Consider the following 17414-nt stretch of genomic DNA (forward strand, 5'->3'; position numbering starts at 1 on the left):
GTAATGAACCTTCGCAACGTGGCGATCATCGCCCACGTCGATCACGGCAAGACCACGCTCGTCGATCAGCTCTTTCGCCAATCGGGCACGTTCCGCGACAATCAGCGCGTCGAGGAACGCGCGATGGATTCGAACGACCTCGAAAAGGAACGCGGCATCACCATCCTTGCCAAGCCGACTTCGGTCGACTGGGCACCCGAGGGCGGCGAGCCGGTTCGCATCAACATCGTCGATACCCCCGGCCACGCCGATTTCGGCGGCGAAGTGGAACGCATCCTGTCGATGGTCGATGGCGTGATCCTGCTGGTCGATTCGGCCGAAGGCGCAATGCCGCAGACCAAGTTCGTGACCGGCAAGGCGCTGGCGCTGGGCCTGCGCCCCATCGTCGTGGTCAACAAGGTCGACCGCAGCGACGCGCGCATCCAGGAAGTGCTGGACGAAGTGTTCGACCTGTTCGTCAGCCTGGAGGCGTCGGACGAACAGCTCGATTTCCCCGTGCTCTATGCCTCGGGCCGCAACGGCTATGCCTCGACCGACATGGACCGCCGCGAAGGCACGCTGATCCCGATGTTCGAGACGATCGTTTCGCACGTCCCGCCGCCCAAGCTGAACGAGGACGCGCCCTTCACCTTCCTGGTGACGCTGCTCGACCGCGACAACTTCCTGGGCCGCATCCTGACGGGTCGCGTCAATTCGGGCGTGGTTAAGCTCAACCAGCCGATCCACGCGCTCGATAATGACGGCAAGATCGTGGAAACCGGTCGTGCGTCGAAGATTCTGGCGTTCCGCGGACTTGAGCGTGTTCCGGTTGAGGAAGCGCGCGCGGGCGACATCATCTCGATGGCGGGCCTCGCCGTCGCGACCGTGTCGAACACCATCGCCGACATCTCGGTCACCGAACCGCTTCACGCGCAGCCGATCGACCCGCCGACGCTGTCGATGCGCTTTGCCGTCAACGATTCGCCGATGGCGGGGCGCGAGGGATCGAAGGTCACCAGCCGCATGATCCGCGACCGCCTGTTCCGCGAAGCCGAATCGAACGTGGCGATCCGCGTGACCGAAGCCGCCGACCGCGACAGCTACGAAGTCGCAGGCCGCGGCGAATTGCAGCTCGGCGTGCTCATCGAAACGATGCGTCGCGAAGGCTTCGAACTCGGCATTAGCCGCCCGCGCGTGCTGTTCGGCGAGGACGAAAACGGCAACAAGACCGAACCCTATGAAACCGTCATCATCGACGTGGACGAGGAACATTCGGGCACGGTCGTCGAAAAGATGAACATCCGTAAGGCGGAAATGACCGACATGCGCCCGAGCGGTGGCGGCAAGACCCGCATCACCTTCTCGGCGCCGTCACGCGGCATGATCGGCTATCACGGCGAATTCCTGTCCGACACGCGCGGCACCGGCATCATGAACCGGCTGTTCGAGAAATACGGCCCCCACAAGGGCAACATCGAAGGCCGCAAGAACGGCGTGCTGATCTCGAACGGCGCGGGCGAGGCGCAGGGCTATGCGCTCGGCCCGCTCGAGGATCGCGGCATCCTGTTCGTCGGCCACGGCGAGACGCTCTACGAAGGCATGATCATCGGCGAGAACGCCAAGACGGAAGACCTTGAGGTCAACCCGATGAAGGCGAAACAGCTGACCAACTTCCGCGCGAGCGGCGGCAAGGACGACGCGATCCGCCTGACTCCGCCCAAGAAGATGACGCTGGAACAGGCCATCGCCTATATCGACGACGACGAAATGGTCGAAGTCACGCCGAAGACCATCCGCCTGCGCAAACGCTTCCTCGACCCGCACGAGCGCAAGAAGGCAAGCCGGGCAAAGGCGGCGGCGTAAGGCCGGGCGGCAACGCGGACAGCGCAAGCTGCCCGCAAGCGCACCGGCCCGGCCCGGCCCGCGGCGCTGCGAGCGCCGACCGACGGCGCGGCTTCGCCGCGGCGGGGATGTCGTCGAACAATGACCGAGACAAAGGGGCTGCCGAGCGATCGACGGCCCCTATTCTTTGGCAGGCGCACCCGCCCTTGCCATCATGCCATCAGCGGCCTAGCTTGCCAGCATGAACGCCCCGCAACTCTCCGTCCGCAGTGCCAAGGCGCGCGATCTGGCCCACGCCTTGTCGCGGCGTGAGCGGCGGCCGATCCATGCGATCGTCGAGGAAGCGCTGATCGAGTATGCGCGTCGCCATGATGTCGAAACCGCCGCCGATTTTCTGAAGCGGATGCGCTCGATTGGCGGGACGGACGATGCCGCGTTCGATGCGTTGGGCGACGCGATGGGCGCGCACCGCAAACCGCATGGGGGGATCGCGCTTTGATCCTGCTCGACACCAATGTCGTGTCGGAATTGATGAAATCGCGACCCGACCAACGCGTCGAGGATTGGTATCTGGCCCATTCGGACGACACCGGCCTGACCGCAGTCGCGCTCGGTGAACTCGCCTATGGCATTGCGCGATTGCCCAAAGGCGCGCGTCGCGGCGATCTGGCCGCGCGGCTGGTCGAATGGCGGGTGCGCTATGCCGACCGCACCTATCCGTTCAGCGCGTCGGCCGCGCTTCGTTACGGCGAACTGATGGCGCAACGCGAACGGGGTGGCAGGCCGATGTCATTGCCCGACGGCCAGATTGCCGCGATCGCAATCGATCTGAGCACACAAGTCGCCACTCGAAACATTCGCGATTTCGAAGGTTGTGGCGTCAAACTGGTCGATCCGTGGCAATAAGGCTCGACGTCACAACGATGCGCCGCCGCGCTCAAACCAGCGTCGGATTCTCCAGCGCCAGCAACAGCCGTTTCGCCTCGATCCCGCCCGCAAAGCCCGTCAGCGAACCGTTCGCGCCGATCACACGGTGGCAGGGCGCGATGATCGAGATCGGGTTGCGCCCGTTCGCGGCACCCACCGCGCGCGATGCCGTCGGTCTCCCGATCTGGCGTGCGATGTCGCCATAGCTCCGCGTTTCACCGAACGGGATCGTCAGCAACGCCGCCCACACGCTCTTCTGGAAATCGGTGCCGCGAAAATCGAGCGGCAGGTCGAACGCGGTACGCCTGCCCGCGAAATAGTCGTCCAGTTGCGTAGCGGCGGCGATCAGCACCGGATGATCGTCATCCGCGACCCTCTCGCCCAGTCTCACCCGGTCGACATCGTCGTGGCTCCACAGCACGGCGACCAGTCCGGCGTCGCTCGCAACCAGCGTCAATTCTCCGACTGCAGAGGGCGTCGTGGTGAAAGACAGCGGCATCGCTTCGGCTCCCTGCTCTGGCTTCGCTCTGTTCGCACGTCGATGCGCGTTATGCGAAGCGAACGGTCAAGAGATAGCAGCAGACGGTACCCCGGGCATCCCACCGCTTGCGCTCAATGTTCGCGTGGTTTCAGCAACGGCCACCGTCATTGGCGAATTCTCGCCCGTTAACCGTTGCGCGGCTGCAACCATCCGGCGCGTCGCTCATTGGACAGGCTGTACGACTGCCGCCGAGCGGCGCCATACGGGAGACTGTCCTTGCCCCCTCGCACCGTTCATACCGGCCTGCATCCGGTCCACGCCATTCTCCTCTCCTTTCCGATTGCGTTGTTCTCGGCCGGTCTCGCCTCCGACATCGCCTATCTCAACTCCGCCGAGATCCAGTGGTCCAACCTGTCGCAATGGGCGATCACGGGCGCGCTGATCTTTGGCGCGCCGGTGGCGATCTGGGCCGCGATCGACGCGCTTCGCAGCCGCGACCGCAGCCTGCACCGCGGCCCGATGCTTTATTTCGTGCTGGTCGCCGCGATGTGGGTGCTTGGCCTGATCAACGCGTTCAAGCACAGCCAGGACGCATGGAGTTCGGTCGGCACGACCGGCGTGCTGCTGTCAGTGCTGTGCACCGCGCTGGCGCTTGCCGCCGGCTGGGTCGCGCATGCCGGTATCGGGCGACCCATGGTTGCCGAAGGAGAGCACGCATGACGGCCATTCGTTGGACCGCCGCCACGGCGCTGGCGCTGTCGCTTGCCGCCTGTGGTGGCTCCGACACGGTTCGGGAAACCGGACCGAACCCGGAATTGCCCGCCATCCAGCAAAGCCTGGTGCCGACGATCAAGATCGCATCGCCCACCGGATGGGAAGGCGCGCTGCCAACCGTCCCGGAGGGGTTCACGATCGTGCCCCTGGCGACTGACCTTCGCATCCCGCGCCAGATGCTGGTGCTTCCCAATGGCGACCTGCTGGTGGCCGAGGGGCGCGGCGGAAACGCGCCGAAGCTGCGCCCCAAGGACGTGATCGCCGGCTATATCAAGGCGCTGGGCAACACCCAGGTCGAGGGGGGCGACCGCCTGACCCTGTTGCGCGACGCGGATGGCGACGGCACGCCTGAGGTTCGCACCGTCTTCATCGACGGGCTCGATGCGCCCTATGGCCTCGCCTTCGTCGATGGCGCGCTCTATGTCGCCAATCAGGATGCGTTGCTGCGTTTCCCATACACCGACGGACAGACCGCGATTCCGCGCTCCACCGGCGTCGAGGTCACCAAACTCCCGTCGCAGGTCAACCATCACTGGACCAAGGCGCTGACCGCCAGCGCCGACGGCACCAAGCTGTATGTCGGCATCGGATCGAACAGCAATGTCGGCGAACGCGGCATGGCGATCGAGGAAGAACGCGCGGTCGTGTGGGAAATCGACCGGGCGACCGGCGCGCGCCGCACCTATGCCAGCGGCATCCGCAATCCGACCGCACTCGCCATCAATCCCTGGACGAACGGTTTGTGGGCCGTGGTGAACGAACGCGATGAAATCGGCCCCAATCTGGTTCCCGATTACCTGACCTCTGTCCAGCCGGGGGCTTTTTACGGATGGCCGTGGAGCTATTGGGGCAAGAATGTCGATCCGCGCCCGCGGCCCGAACGCCCCGACATGATCGCGCGTTCGATCGCGCCCGACTATGCGCTCGGCGCGCATGTCGCCGCGCTCGGCCTGACCTTCGTCCGCAACGGCGCGCTGGGTTCGGGCTATGGCGACGGCGCGTTCGTCGGCCAGCACGGCAGCTGGAACCGATCCGACCTGTCGGGATACAAGGTCAGCTGGGTGCCCTTCGCCAATGGCCGTCCCGCCGGGGAACAGCAGGATTTCGTCACCGGATTTCTGGTGGATGGCAAGGCGCGCGGCCGCCCGGTCGGCGTGACCTTCCATGCGCCGACACGCGCGCTCTACATCGCCGACGACCTCTCCAACACGATCTGGCGTGTCACGCCATCGGCGGCGGCTCGGCCACCGGCACCGCCGCCGTCCTGACGATGTCCGTCGTCCGGGTCTGAGGGAAGGAACACAAGGGCTGAGCGCGAAGGCGCTCAGCCCTTGGCCATCTCCAGCAGCACCTTCCACTCTTCTTCCCGCACCGGCGTCACCGACAGCCGCGACTGGCGCACCATCTCAAGCTTTTCGAGCCTTTTCTCACCCTTGATGTCGGCCAGCGGCACCGGATTGGCGAGCTTGTCGCGCGGCTCCACCCGGACGCTCGCCCATTTGCCATCCTCGCCATCGGGCTGCCACGCGCGCGTGATTTCCATCACCCCGACCGCGGCCTTTTCCTTGTTCGAATGGTAGAAGATCGCGAGGTCGCCGACCGCCATGTCCTTCAGGAAATTGCGCGCGGTATAGTTGCGCACCCCGTCCCATTCGGTGCCGCCATCGCGGACCAGATCGTCCCAGCCATAGACATCGGGTTCGGACCGCATCAGCCAATAGGCCATCTCGTGAAATCTCCGTTGGAAAAGCGCAAATCGTGCGCTCCCATACCCGCTCGTTTCGCGCGAAGTCGAGAAACGCTTGGGCGCGCCCGGATCACGTTTTTCGACTTCGCTCGAAACGAACGGAGCCAGTGTCATCCTCGCTCTGCTCAACTGAACCCCAGCTAAACGCCCAATTCCGAACCCGTTCAGCCGCTTGCGCCTAATTTGATCTTCAAGCGCACGACTCGCGTCACGCGAAAGCATTTGGCGCTGGATTATTTGAGGAGGTTCGTCATGACCAATGTTCTGACCAAGGTCGGGCTGGGCGTCGCACTCGCCGCCACGTCGCTGACCGTCGCCGCGCCCGCCGAAGCGCAGCGTTATTATCACCGCGACCGTGGCAGCGATGCCGGGACCGCGATCGTCGCCGGTATCGCCGGGCTCGCCATCGGCGCGGCCATCGCGTCGAGCAGCAACGACCGCTATTACGACGATCGTTATTATTACGACCGTGGCCCGCGCTACAATTACGCGCCCCGCTACAACTATTATCAGCCGCGCTACAATTACCGGCAGCAGTGCCGCACCCAGCGCGTGTGGGACGGCTATGCCCGTCGCTATGTTCGCGTGCGTCACTGCCGATAAGCTCCCGGCAGGCTGACCTACGCCACTGACGGCGCGGTTCCCCAACGGAGCCGCGCCGTTTTTCATGTCGGCTCTGGAAATCGCCCCCGATTTGCGTCAGAGGCGCTGGGATGAGCGATACTCCCCCCGACCGGCTGTCGATCAACCCGCGCAGCCCGCATTTCGACCAGGCCGCCCTCGAACGCGGCGTCGGCATCAACTTCAAGGGCGCCGAGCGCAACGACGTCGAGGAATATTCGGTTTCCGAAGGCTGGATCCGCGTCGCGCTGGGCAAGAAGGTCGATCGCCACGGCCAGCCGCTGACCATCAAGCTGTCGGGCGAAACCGAGGCATTCTACCGTGACGCGGGCGAAGGCGCCGTGGACGAAGAAGCCGCTGACGAAGGCGCTTCCGAAAAAGGCGAGCAGACCGACCAGTGACCAAGGGCACGCCGCTCAGCTTCCAGCGCATGATCCTGACGCTCCACGATTATTGGAGCGAGCGGGGCTGCGTGATCCTCCAGCCCTATGACATGCGGATGGGCGCGGGCACCTTTCACCCCGCGACCACGCTGCGCGCGCTGGGGCCGGAGCCCTGGAACGCGGCGTTCGTCCAGCCCTGCCGCCGTCCTACGGACGGCCGCTACGGCGAAAACCCCAACCGGCTCCAGCATTATTACCAGTATCAGGTGATCCTGAAGCCCAGCCCGCCCGACTTGCAGGAGCTGTATCTGGGGTCGCTGAAGGCGATCGGCATCGACACCACCGTCCACGACATCCGCTTTGTCGAGGATGACTGGGAATCGCCGACGCTGGGCGCTTGGGGTCTCGGCTGGGAAGTCTGGTGCGACGGGATGGAAGTCACCCAGTTCACCTATTTCCAGCAAATGGGCGGCTTCGACTGCAAACCCGTCGCGGGCGAGCTGACCTACGGCCTCGAACGCCTCGCCATGTACATCCAGAATGTCGACAGCGTGTACGACCTGGCGTTCAACGATGCCGGCGTCAGCTATGGCGACGTGTTCCTCGAAAACGAGCGGCAAATGTCGAAATGGAATTTCGAGGTCGCCGACACCGACACGCTGTTCGACCAGTTCAAAAAGGCTGCTGCCGAGTGCGAGAACAGCCTCGCCGCTGACGTGCCGCTCGCGGCCTATGAACAGGCGATCGAGGCGAGCCACGTTTTCAACCTGCTCCAGGCCCGCGGGGTGATCTCTGTCGCCGAACGCCAGGCCTATATCGGCCGCGTCCGCGATCTGGCGAAGGCGAGTTGCGAGAAATGGATCGAGACGCAGACGCCCAAATGGCAGGCCGCGTTTCCCGGGTGGACGGCGTGATGCGAACCCTCACCAACCTTAACCCCACCCGTTCGTCCCGAGTAGCCTTCGAGCTTGTCGAGAAGGCGTATCGAGGGATGTCTCGATACGGGTTCTCGACTTCGCTCGAACCTTACTCGACACGAACGGTTTTGGCGGGAAGGTTCGCCCGTGGCTGATTTCCTCCTCGAACTCCGCTCCGAAGAAATCCCCGCGCGGATGCAGGACAAGGCGCGGGCCGATCTCGAATGGCTGTTCGTCGAACAAATCGCCGCCGCTGGCCTCAAGGCAGAGAGCATCGTCACCTACGCCACCCCGCGCCGCCTCGCGCTGATCGCAAAGGGACTGCCGACCGCCACGCAAGCCGTCAGCGAGGAACTCAAAGGCCCTCCCGCCGGCGCGCCCGCCGCCGCGATCGACGGCTTCCTGCGCAAGGCTGGCCTGACCCGCGACGCGCTTGAGACCCGCGAGGTCAAAGGCCGCGCGACCCTGTTCGCGGTGATCGACAAGCCCGGCCGCGCGACCGCCGATGTGCTGGCGGCTGCGATCCCCGCGATCGTCCGCGGCTTCCCCTGGCCCAAATCGATGCGCTGGGGCGCCGCCTCGCTCAGCCCCGAAAGCCCGCGCTGGGTGCGCCCGTTGCAGGGCATCGTCGCGATCCTCGGCGAAGAGCTGGTGCCGTGCGACATCGCGGGCGTGACCAGCGGCTATGCCACGGTCGGCCACCGCTTCCACCATCCGGGCGCGATCACCATTGGCGGCGCGCACGACTATGTCGAAAAGCTGCGCGCCTGCCACGTTATCGTCGATCAGGGAGAGCGGCGCGGGATCATCGCGCTGGGCGCCAAGATGGCCGCACAGGGCGCGGGGCTGTCGCTGATCGAGGACGACGGCCTGCTCAACGAAAATGCGGGGCTTACCGAATGGCCGGTGCCGTTGCTCGGCCGCTTCGACGCGGAATTTCTCAGCGTTCCGCCCGAGGTGATCCAGCTTACCGCGCGCGTGAACCAGAAATATTTCGTCTGCAACGATGCCGACGGAACGCTCGCCAACGCCTTCATCTGCGTCGCGAATATCGACGCCGAGGATGGCGGCGACAGGATCGTCGAGGGCAACCGCAAGGTGCTCGCCGCACGGCTGAGCGATGCTTGGCATTTCTTCGAAGAAGACCAGTGGCATCACGAAGGCTTGGGCCCCGATCGAAAGCGAACGACGCGCCGTACGCTTGACGATCACGCGACGAAACTCGGCCAGATCGTCTTCCACGAAAAGCTCGGCACCGTTCATGACAAGGTCGAACGCGTAGCGAAACTGGCGCGGTGGCTGGTTGAGGAGGGGATCGTCCAGCCCCGCATTCCTGCGAAAGCAGGAGCGCTGGCGAGCGAAGCGAACCATGATCCGACGCTCCTGCCTTCGCAGGAGCACATGGCCCAAATGGCCGAACACGCCGCGCGTCTGGCAAAGGCCGATCTCGTCACCGGCATGGTCGGCGAATTCCCCGAACTCCAAGGCCTGATGGGCGGCTATTACGCCGCCGCGCAAGGCGAACCCCGTGAAGTCTGGGAAGCCGTCCGCGACCATTACAAGCCGGTCGGGCAGGGCGATGAGGTGCCGACCGCGCCGGTGACGGTCGCGGTGTCGCTGGCGGATAAGCTGGATACGATTGCCGCGTTTTTTGCGATTGATGAGAAGCCTACAGGATCGAAGGATCCGTTCGCCTTGCGGCGTGCCGCGATTGCTATCTTGGCTGTATTGTTGACCAGCAAGTTGCGAGTGAATCTGATCCGGCCTCTCACGCTTGCATCTGCGCAAGCCCTGCTGGCCAGCCGCGGCATTAACACTCGAGAGTTGGCTTTTGGCTTGAACCAGATAATGCCGTCGGCCGACGGTCGCCACGAAGAAGTTTTGAACGCCGTAGTGGCCGCGCATCAGGATCGACAATCCGATTCAACACGCTTTGCGGCCGATAACGCGCCTAGGTCAGCATTGACCGTGCTCGACTTCTTCGCCGACCGCCTCAAAGTCCAGCAACGCGAAGCGGGCGTTCGGCACGACTTGATCGACGCGGTGTTCGCGTTGGGGGGCGAGGACGACCTTGTCCGCTTGCTCGCGCGGGTTCATGCGCTGCAAGCCTTTGTCGGTACTTCCGACGGCGCGAACCTGCTCGCCGGGTATAAGCGCGCGGCGAATATCCTGAAGAAGGAGGGCTACGCGCGGACCTCCACAACCGTCACCCCGGCCGCAGTGCCGGGGGCCACCGACTCACAAACGCCGTCGCCAGAGGGTCAGTGGACCCCGGAACAAGTCCGGGGTGACGATGTGGGTGGGGAGAGCGGCTCCACCCAAAAACCGCTTTCCTACACGCCCGAAACCGAGGAAGCTGCCCTCATCGCCGCCCTCGACGCTGCCGAGCCCAAGGCCGCGGCGGCGATCGAAGCGGAGGATTTCGAAGGCGCGATGGCGGCACTCGCAACGCTCCGTGCGCCGATCGATGCGTTTTTTGACAAGGTGACGGTCAACGACGCGGATGCGGCCAAGCGCGAAGCCCGCCTCGCGCTCCTCGCCCGGATGCGCGCAGCGGTGCACCGGGTTGCGGATTTTTCGAAGATCGACGGGTAGGGGGCTCGTCCTCATTCCGCTTCCACACACCCGCTCGTTTCGAGCGAAGTCGAGAAACATGATCCAGACGCGTGCCAAGCGTTTCTCGACTTCGCTCGAAACGAACGGGGAGGGGGCGAGAACGGGACCATCCCCATTGGACTAACCTTAGGCTAACCTTCCGCCCCGACCCCCGCACAAAACAAAAGCACGCGGCGCGCAAACCCAGACTCCCCTTTCCCCCTGTTCGCACCTGCGGTAGGGCGCTCGCCAAAGGCCGCTCGACAGGCCGCGCATGATGAAGGGGTTTGCCCATGACACGCTATGTCTATCGGTTCGGCGGCGGTGTCTCCGACGGCGGAGAAGGGAACAAGAATCTCCTCGGCGGCAAGGGTGCGAACCTCGACGGCATGGCCGGAATCGGCCTGCCGGTGCCCCCCGGCTTCACCATCTCGACCGAAATGTGCACGCGCTATTACGAGGAAGGCGAAACCTTCCCCGACAGCGTCCGCGCCGAAGTCGCCAACGGCATCGCGCATATCGAGGGGGTGACGGGCAAGAAGTTCGGCGATCCTTCCGACCCGCTGCTCGTCTCCGTGCGGAGCGGCGCGCGCGTGTCGATGCCCGGCATGATGGACACCGTCCTGAACCTCGGCCTCAATGACGAAACCGTCGCGGGGCTGGCGGCCAAATCGGGCGACGATCGCTTTGCCTGGGACAGCTATCGCCGCTTCATCCAGATGTATTCGGACGTCGTGCTTGGCCTCGACCATGATCGGTTCGAGGAAGCGTTGGAGGTCGCCAAGGAAGATCGCGGCTTCCACCTCGACACCGAACTCAGCGCCACCGACCTTCAGGCGCTGGTCGCCGAATACAAGGCGCTGGTGGACGAGATGTGGGGCAAGCCGTTTCCGCAGGATGTCCATGATCAGCTTTGGGGCGCGACCGCCGCCGTGTTCGGATCGTGGCAGTCCGAACGTGCCAAGGTCTATCGCCGCCTGAACTCGATTCCCGGCCATTGGGGCACCGCGGTCAACATCCAGGCGATGGTGTTCGGCAATATGGGCGACACGTCGGCGACGGGGGTGGCATTCACCCGCGATCCGTCGAAGGGCGACCGCGCTTATTACGGCGAGTTCCTGATCAATGCGCAGGGCGAAGACGTGGTGGCGGGCATCCGCACGCCGCAATATCTGACCAAGGCGGCGCGCGAGGCGGCAGGGGCCAAGCCGTTGTCGATGGAAGAGGCGATGCCGGAGGTTTACGGTGAACTCGCCAAGGTCTTCGACACGCTCGAGACGCATTACCGCGACATGCAGGACATCGAGTTCACCGTCGAACGCGGCAAATTGTGGATGCTCCAGACGCGTAGCGGCAAGCGTACGGCCAAGGCCGCGCTCAAGATGGCGGTCGATATGGCGAACGAGGGCCTGATCTCTCAGGAAGAGGCCGTGGCCCGCGTCGATGCTGCCGCGCTCGACCAGCTGCTCCACCCGACGCTCGACCCATCGGCGACGCGCGACGTGCTGACCAAGGGGCTTCCCGCCTCGCCCGGCGCGGCGTCCGGCAAGGTGGTGTTCGATGCCGATGCGGCGGAAAAGGCGGCGGCGAACGGCGAGGACGTGATCCTCGTCCGCGTCGAAACTTCGCCCGAAGACATTCACGGCATGCACGCGGCAAAGGGCATCCTGACCGCACGCGGTGGCATGACCAGCCATGCGGCGGTGGTCGCGCGCGGCATGGGGCGCCCTTGCGTCTCGGGCGCGGGCACGCTGTCGATCAAGGCGGCGGAAGGCGTGATGCGCGTCGGTAGCCGAGAGGTGCGTGCAGGCGACATCCTGACCATCGACGGGTCGACCGGCGAAGTCATGGTCGGCGCGGTCCCGACCGTGCAGCCCGAACTGGCGGGCGATTTCGGCGTGCTGATGGAATGGGCCGACAAGGTCCGGCGCCTGCGCGTCCGCACCAACGCGGAAACCCCCAACGATTGCCGCACCGCGCGCGAATTCGGTGCGGAGGGGATCGGGCTGTGCCGCACCGAACACATGTTCTTCGACTCAGCCCGCATCACTTCGGTGCGCCAGATGATCCTCGCCGAGGACGAAGCGGGCAGGCGCGCCGCACTCGAGAAATTGCTCCCCGAACAGCGCAAGGACTTCACCGAGATTTTCGAGGTGATGGCGGGGCTGCCCTGTACGATCCGCCTGCTCGATCCGCCGCTGCACGAGTTCCTGCCGCATGAGGATGCCGAGTTCGCCGAAGTCGCGAAGGCGACGGGGGTTGAGGTCGAAACGCTCAAGCGCCGCGCCGCCGAACTCCACGAATTCAACCCGATGCTTGGCCATCGCGGCTGCCGGCTGGGCGTGACCTATCCCGAAATCTACGAGATGCAGGCACGCGCGATCTTCGAGGCGGCGTGCGATGTCGCGGCATCCTCGGGCGAGGCGCCGATCCCCGAAGTCATGATCCCGCTGGTTGCGACCAAGCGCGAACTCGAACTGATGAAGGCGGTCGTCGACAAGGCCGCAAAGGACGTGTTCGCCGAAAAGGGTCGCACCATCGAGTATCTGGTCGGCACGATGATCGAACTGCCGCGCGCGGCGCTCAGGGCAGGGGACATTGCCGAGGCGGCGGAATTCTTCTCCTTCGGCACCAACGACCTGACCCAGACCGCGCTTGGCGTCAGTCGCGACGATGCGGGGCGCTTTCTGCAAGCCTATGTCGAGAAGGGCATCTACGACCGCGACCCGTTCGTCTCGATCGATGTCGAGGGCGTCGGCGAGCTGATTTCGATCGCCGCCGAACGGGGTCGCGCGACCCGGCCCAAGATCAAGCTCGGCATCTGCGGCGAACATGGTGGCGATCCGTCGTCGATCGACTTTTGCGAACGCGTAGGGCTCGATTACGTGTCGGCATCGCCCTACCGCGTGCCGATCGCGCGACTGGCGGCGGCGCAGGCGGCGTTGAAGGCGCGCAACGGCTAAGCTGCTCCCGATACCGTCACCCCAGCAACGGCTGGGGTATCAGGCATCGTGCGATACGGCCTGATAGGCCAGCCTGCGCTGGCATGACGGATTTTGGAGGGGGTCAACCTTAGGCTCGTGCGATCCCGTGATCGCGGTCGTGATTTTCCATCATCAGCCGCGCCTGTTCGCGCCATTGCTGCTGGTCGATGCGGTCGCGGCCAAAGCCCAATTTGTCTTCCAGGGCATGCGCCTCGGCATCGCTCAATGAAGCGATCTGCTCGAAGCTCTTGATGCCGTCGGCGACCAATGCCTTTTCGGCGGCTTCGTCGATGCCGTTGATGCGCGACAGATTGTCGCGGTCCCAGCCGAAAAAGCCGCGAATGCCGCTGCTGCGCGTGCTCGTGGCCGCAGTGCCCGCCACAGCGCCGGTCGCACCGGCAGCCGCAGCCGTCGTCGCGGTCCCGTGCGGACGCGCGCGGTCGAGTTCGCGCGTCAGCCGCGCATTCTCCGCCTCCAGTTCCTTCACCCGCGCGTCGCGTTCGGCGAACACGCCTTCGCGCTCCTTCATCACCGCCTCGTGCGCGGCCTTCTCGTCGCGATATTTCTGCTTCCACTTCTTGCCGCCCGGATGGCTGGCCAGCCCGAAGAACCAGCCCGCGATCAGCGCGAGCGCCAGCACCGCGAATTGTGTCGGCGTTTCGAACAGCATCTCGATTTCCTCCCGAAGATTACGCGAGGTCAACAATCGATACGGGCTTCGCGTTCCGTGCGGGGGTGAAGTCGGCTGGCGATGAGCAGCTGGGCAATCGCCACGCGGATGCGACGTTCCGAAGGCGCCGACACCAGCGGCACCGCCATGGGGCGATGCGCGCTCATTTGATGAGCGAGTCGCTGATCGAACAGGCCGCAGGGCCAAGGATGACGATGAACAGCACCGGCAAGATGAAAAGGATCAGCGGGATCGTCATGATCGCGGGCAGCCGGGCGGCCTTTTCCTCGGCGCGCATCATGCGTTCGTTGCGGAATTCGGCCGACAGCACGCGCAGCGCAGAGGCCAGCGGCGTGCCGTACTTCTCGGTCTGGATCATGGTGGTGACCACGCCCTTGATCGAATCGAGGTCGGTGCGCATCGCCAGATTTTCGAACGCCTGGCGGCGGTCGGTCAGGAAGCCCAGTTCGATCGCGGTCAGCGAAAATTCCTCGCCCAGTTCCGGGTAAGCGCGGCCCAGTTCCTTTGCGACGCGGTGGAAGGCGGCATCGACGGTGAGACCGGCCTCGGCGCAGATGACCAGCAGGTCGAGCGCATCGGGCAGGCCCTTTCTGACCGCATCGCTGCGCTTGGTGATCTTGTTCTTCAGCCAAAGGTCAGGGGCCTTGTAGGACAGGATCAACGATCCAGCGACCAGCCCGTATTTCTTGAGCGGACCCCAGTCGGCAAAGCCGTCGGTGCCGTACACCCAGTAAAGGATCGGCAGGCCGATCACGATCGGCAGCACCAACCGGCCGAAGATGACCGCAGGCGCCCACTCCTTCGACCGGATGCCGGCCTGGAGCAATTTGATCTGCGCGGTCTTCAGTTGGTCGTCCTGAAGAATCTTCATCGACGACAGCATGCCGCGAATGCGATCGGCGGTGGCGTGTTTCTGGACCAGCTTCGCGCGGCGCTTGCTGGTCGATGCGGTGATCCCGGCCTTCAGCTGTTCGCGGCGGTCGTTCAGCGCCTTGACGCGCTTGGCCATCGGATCGCGCACGCTGAGCGCGGCGTAGATCGCGATCATCACCGCAAGGGCGGCGACGCCCGACAGGATCGTGCCGACCCAGATGACGTCGATGCCGAGCAGGGTGGGGGAGGATTGCATGGTCTGATACCCCCGCTTAAATCTCGAAACTGACCATTTTGGCCATGATGAACGCGCCCAGCGACATCCAGATCAGGCCACCGATTCCCGCGACGATCAGCCGCTGGTCGACGAAGAATTCGCCCATGTAATTGGGGTTGATCATGGTGATCAGCCCGAACACGATGAACGGCAGTGCCCCGACGATATAGGCGGAAGCCTTGGATTCCGAGGACATCGCCTTGATCTTCAGCTTCATCTGCATGCGCTTGCGCAGCACATCGGCCAGGTTCGCGAGCGTTTCGGCGAGGTTGCCGCCGGTTTCGCGCTGAATGGCGATGGTGATGACGAAGAACTGGAATTCGGGCGTGCCCAAGCGCTCGGCGGTTTCCTGAAGGGCCTGGTCCAGCGTCTTGCCGATCTTCATCTTGTCGGAAACGCTGCGAAATTCCTCGCCAACCGGCCCATCGACTTCGTTGCCGACGACACCCATCGTCTCGGTAATGGGCAGGCCCGAACGAAGGCCGCGGACCAGCAGCTCGATCGCGTCGGGAAATTTCGAATTGAATTTCCCCACGCGCCGCTTGATCGCCATGCCGACGATTAGATGCGGCAGCCCGGCACCCATGAACAGCGCCAGGAACAGCGCAAACAGGAAGGGCATTCCCTGAAGCAGCATGGCGACGGTGACGAGCATGAACACCACGACCGTCGCGATGCCGTAGCGCCCGACGGTCCAGTTGTCCTTGCCGGTCATCGCCAGCCGTTTTTTCAACTGTGCGGGATTGGGCAGGAAACGGGTAGCGGCCAGATCCATGCGGGTCGCGCGACTGGCTGATACCTTGCGGATCTGCGCTTCCATCGACGCGGCGCTCGCCACCCCTGAATGACGCACGCGGACATCGCTCAACCGGCGTACGCTGGCCTTGGCCGCCGACGGCCCCGACAGCGCAAGAAGCATCAGCACCATCACCAGCGAGGCGCCGCCCAGCAGCAAGATCATCGGCATCAGGTTCACGCGCGTCCTGCCTTCCTAACCCTTGCGCACCGCATTGTTGCGGCGCGCGACGTTCACTTCTTCGCGGCCTTGCCCGGCAGCCTGGCGGTGAGGCCGGACAGCTTGCCCAGCAGCGATCCGCCGGTGGCGGCTGCCTTGCCCTTCTTCGCGGCGCGTTCCTCGTCCGACGAGTCACTGGCATCGAGGATGTCGAGCACCAGTTCGGCCAGCGGCGCGACCGTTTTCGATCCCTTGCCGGCCTCTGCGATCGGCTTGCCCAGCTTGGCGGCCTGCGCCGTCAGCTTGGCGTCATAGGGGATAAGATAATCGACCTTGCGTTCGATCGACCCCTCGAAATCCTTGCGGCTGATTTCCTGCTGCGCGGTCGGATGGACGCGGTTCGCGACGACGATCACGCGGCTTTGCGGCGCGTTCGATTTGAACCACGACAGGATGCGGATCGCGTCGCGCGCCGCCGCCAGCGTGAATTCCACGGTGATGACCGCGGTCTGGACGTCGGTAATCAGGTGCGGATGCTGAACCAGCATGTTGCGCGGCATATCGATGACGGTGCATTCGAACGCGCCGCGCATTTCTTCCTGCAACTGGAAGAATGCCGAACCGTCGGTGACGATCGGCGAGTGAATCGGTGCCTCTGCCGACAATACGGCCAGCCGTTCGGATGCGCGCACCATCGCGCGCTCGATGAACAGTCCGTCGATGCGGCTGGGGTTTTCGATCGCGTCGGTCAGGCCGCGACCGGGTTCCAGGTCGAGGCCAAGCGCACCCGTGCCGAAATGCACGTCGAGGTCGAGCAGCGCGGTCGAGCGCGCGTTCTTTTCCGACAGCAGCCACGCGATCGAGGTGGCGAGCGTCGATGCCCCCACGCCGCCGCGCGTGCCGATGACGGCGACGCCGCAGTGCGGACGATCGGGCGAGGCCTCGACATTCTTGGGCGCGCTCAGCATCGCCTGTGCGCTCGAAAATGCTTCGCGCATCACGTCGGGGTTGAGCGGTTTGAGCAGGTAATCCTGAATGCCGCTCGCGACCAGATCGCGGTACAGGCGCACGTCGTTGACCTGGCCCGCGGCGATGACGACGGTGCCGGGCTCGCAGACTTCGGCCAGCGCGTTGATGTCGTTCAGCGGATCGCCGCTTTCGGACAGATCGACGAACAGAATATTGGGGCTGGCCGATACCGACAGCGTCTGGACGGCGTTGCGAAGCCCGCCCTTGTTCACCTTTTCGGGTGCCCATCCCATTTCGACCGCGATCGGGCGCAGCGCCTCTGCGGTGGTTTCGTCGCAGACGAATGCGACGAACGGCTCACGCACGGAGGCGCGGGCGGGGGTCCAGGGTGCGTTCATA

At 64.6% G+C, this 17414-nt stretch carries 16 protein-coding genes; 10 read left to right on the plus strand and 6 right to left on the minus strand.

Translation table 11 applies throughout. The annotated features are described in order from the left end of the window. Positions 1-3 precede the first annotated feature (3 nt). The 3 genes from typA to ACX0GZ_RS09115 all read left to right on the plus strand — a co-directional run bounded on the left by typA (position 4) and on the right by ACX0GZ_RS09115 (position 2727). The gene (gene typA / locus ACX0GZ_RS09105; protein WP_458815605.1) at positions 4-1842 is read left to right on the plus strand and encodes a translational GTPase TypA; all 1839 of its coding nucleotides are present in this window, start codon (positions 4-6) and stop codon (positions 1840-1842) included. Between the two features lie 220 nt (positions 1843-2062). After that, positions 2063-2320 carry a type II toxin-antitoxin system VapB family antitoxin gene (locus ACX0GZ_RS09110; RefSeq protein WP_458815607.1) on the plus strand — a complete coding sequence of 86 codons (258 nt, stop codon included), beginning with the start codon at positions 2063-2065 and terminating at the stop codon, positions 2318-2320. Further along, the gene (locus ACX0GZ_RS09115; protein ID WP_458815609.1) at positions 2317-2727 is read left to right on the plus strand and encodes a PIN domain-containing protein; all 411 of its coding nucleotides are present in this window, start codon (positions 2317-2319) and stop codon (positions 2725-2727) included. The genes ACX0GZ_RS09110 and ACX0GZ_RS09115 overlap by 4 nt, the downstream gene beginning before the upstream one ends. A gap of 31 nt (positions 2728-2758) precedes the next feature. On the opposite strand, the gene ACX0GZ_RS09120 is transcribed toward ACX0GZ_RS09115, so the two are convergent. Further along, positions 2759-3247: a methylated-DNA--[protein]-cysteine S-methyltransferase gene (locus ACX0GZ_RS09120; RefSeq protein ID WP_458815611.1), complete on the minus strand. Its 489-nt coding sequence runs from the start codon at positions 3245-3247 to the stop codon at positions 2759-2761. 258 nt (positions 3248-3505) lie between these two features. On the opposite strand from ACX0GZ_RS09120, the gene ACX0GZ_RS09125 reads away from it, so the two are divergent. Both ACX0GZ_RS09125 and ACX0GZ_RS09130 read left to right on the plus strand, forming a co-directional pair. Then, entirely contained in the window at positions 3506-3949 is a 444-nt protein-coding gene (locus ACX0GZ_RS09125) for a DUF2231 domain-containing protein (protein ID WP_458815613.1), read from the plus strand. Next, positions 3946-5271 (plus strand): PQQ-dependent sugar dehydrogenase, encoded by a 1326-nt coding sequence (locus ACX0GZ_RS09130; RefSeq protein WP_458815614.1) that lies wholly within the window; start codon positions 3946-3948, stop codon positions 5269-5271. The genes ACX0GZ_RS09125 and ACX0GZ_RS09130 overlap by 4 nt, the downstream gene beginning before the upstream one ends. A gap of 56 nt (positions 5272-5327) precedes the next feature. Here ACX0GZ_RS09130 and ACX0GZ_RS09135 read toward each other — a convergent pair whose 3' ends face one another. Beyond that, entirely contained in the window at positions 5328-5729 is a 402-nt protein-coding gene (locus ACX0GZ_RS09135; protein ID WP_458815616.1) for an EVE domain-containing protein, read from the minus strand. A 273-nt stretch (positions 5730-6002) separates the two neighbouring features. Here ACX0GZ_RS09135 and ACX0GZ_RS09140 point away from each other — a divergent pair, with 273 nt between their 5' ends. From ACX0GZ_RS09140 to ppdK, 5 genes are all read left to right on the plus strand, one after another. After that, complete coding sequence (locus tag ACX0GZ_RS09140; RefSeq protein ID WP_458815618.1) at positions 6003-6353, plus strand: hypothetical protein; 351 nt, start codon at positions 6003-6005, stop codon at positions 6351-6353. 110 nt (positions 6354-6463) lie between these two features. Next, on the plus strand, positions 6464-6772 hold the full coding sequence (locus tag ACX0GZ_RS09145) for a DUF3297 family protein (RefSeq protein ID WP_458815620.1): 309 nt from the start codon (positions 6464-6466) through the stop codon (positions 6770-6772). A gap of 29 nt (positions 6773-6801) precedes the next feature. Next, the gene (locus ACX0GZ_RS09150; protein WP_458816185.1) at positions 6802-7668 is read left to right on the plus strand and encodes a glycine--tRNA ligase subunit alpha; all 867 of its coding nucleotides are present in this window, start codon (positions 6802-6804) and stop codon (positions 7666-7668) included. A 150-nt stretch (positions 7669-7818) separates the two neighbouring features. Beyond that, complete coding sequence (gene glyS, locus ACX0GZ_RS09155; RefSeq protein ID WP_458815622.1) at positions 7819-10266, plus strand: glycine--tRNA ligase subunit beta; 2448 nt, start codon at positions 7819-7821, stop codon at positions 10264-10266. Between the two features lie 293 nt (positions 10267-10559). Continuing rightward, positions 10560-13229 (plus strand): pyruvate, phosphate dikinase, encoded by a 2670-nt coding sequence (ppdK, locus tag ACX0GZ_RS09160; protein WP_458815624.1) that lies wholly within the window; start codon positions 10560-10562, stop codon positions 13227-13229. A 109-nt stretch (positions 13230-13338) separates the two neighbouring features. Here the strand turns inward: ppdK and ACX0GZ_RS09165 are convergent, their stop codons facing one another. The 4 genes from ACX0GZ_RS09165 to ACX0GZ_RS09180 form a co-directional block, all read right to left on the minus strand. Continuing rightward, entirely contained in the window at positions 13339-13920 is a 582-nt protein-coding gene (locus tag ACX0GZ_RS09165) for a hypothetical protein (RefSeq protein ID WP_458815626.1), read from the minus strand. A gap of 163 nt (positions 13921-14083) precedes the next feature. Further along, on the minus strand, positions 14084-15070 hold the full coding sequence (locus ACX0GZ_RS09170) for a type II secretion system F family protein (protein WP_458815628.1): 987 nt from the start codon (positions 15068-15070) through the stop codon (positions 14084-14086). Positions 15071-15086: 16 nt separating this feature from the next. Continuing rightward, positions 15087-16067 carry a type II secretion system F family protein gene (locus ACX0GZ_RS09175; protein WP_458815630.1) on the minus strand — a complete coding sequence of 327 codons (981 nt, stop codon included), beginning with the start codon at positions 16065-16067 and terminating at the stop codon, positions 15087-15089. Positions 16068-16120: 53 nt separating this feature from the next. After that, the gene (locus ACX0GZ_RS09180) at positions 16121-17413 is read right to left on the minus strand and encodes a nucleotide-binding protein (RefSeq protein ID WP_458815632.1); all 1293 of its coding nucleotides are present in this window, start codon (positions 17411-17413) and stop codon (positions 16121-16123) included. Position 17414 lies beyond the last annotated feature (1 nt).

This window comes from Sphingomonas aestuarii (assembly GCF_054457155.1).

Excerpts from the sequence above, each read along its gene's own strand:
- typA (WP_458815605.1), top strand. The coding sequence starts at position 4 with ATGAACCTTCGCAACGTGGCGATCATCGCCCACGTCGATCACGGCAAG.
- ACX0GZ_RS09110 (WP_458815607.1), top strand. The coding sequence starts at position 2,063 with ATGAACGCCCCGCAACTCTCCGTCCGCAGTGCCAAGGCGCGCGATCTG.
- ACX0GZ_RS09120 (WP_458815611.1), bottom strand. The coding sequence starts at position 3,247 with ATGCCGCTGTCTTTCACCACGACGCCCTCTGCAGTCGGAGAATTGACG.
- ACX0GZ_RS09130 (WP_458815614.1), top strand. The coding sequence starts at position 3,946 with ATGACGGCCATTCGTTGGACCGCCGCCACGGCGCTGGCGCTGTCGCTT.
- ACX0GZ_RS09135 (WP_458815616.1), bottom strand. The coding sequence starts at position 5,729 with ATGGCCTATTGGCTGATGCGGTCCGAACCCGATGTCTATGGCTGGGAC.
- ACX0GZ_RS09140 (WP_458815618.1), top strand. The coding sequence starts at position 6,003 with ATGACCAATGTTCTGACCAAGGTCGGGCTGGGCGTCGCACTCGCCGCC.
- ACX0GZ_RS09145 (WP_458815620.1), top strand. The coding sequence starts at position 6,464 with ATGAGCGATACTCCCCCCGACCGGCTGTCGATCAACCCGCGCAGCCCG.
- ACX0GZ_RS09150 (WP_458816185.1), top strand. The coding sequence starts at position 6,802 with ATGATCCTGACGCTCCACGATTATTGGAGCGAGCGGGGCTGCGTGATC.
- ppdK (WP_458815624.1), top strand. The coding sequence starts at position 10,560 with ATGACACGCTATGTCTATCGGTTCGGCGGCGGTGTCTCCGACGGCGGA.
- ACX0GZ_RS09165 (WP_458815626.1), bottom strand. The coding sequence starts at position 13,920 with ATGCTGTTCGAAACGCCGACACAATTCGCGGTGCTGGCGCTCGCGCTG.
- ACX0GZ_RS09170 (WP_458815628.1), bottom strand. The coding sequence starts at position 15,070 with ATGCAATCCTCCCCCACCCTGCTCGGCATCGACGTCATCTGGGTCGGC.
- ACX0GZ_RS09180 (WP_458815632.1), bottom strand. The coding sequence starts at position 17,413 with ATGAACGCACCCTGGACCCCCGCCCGCGCCTCCGTGCGTGAGCCGTTC.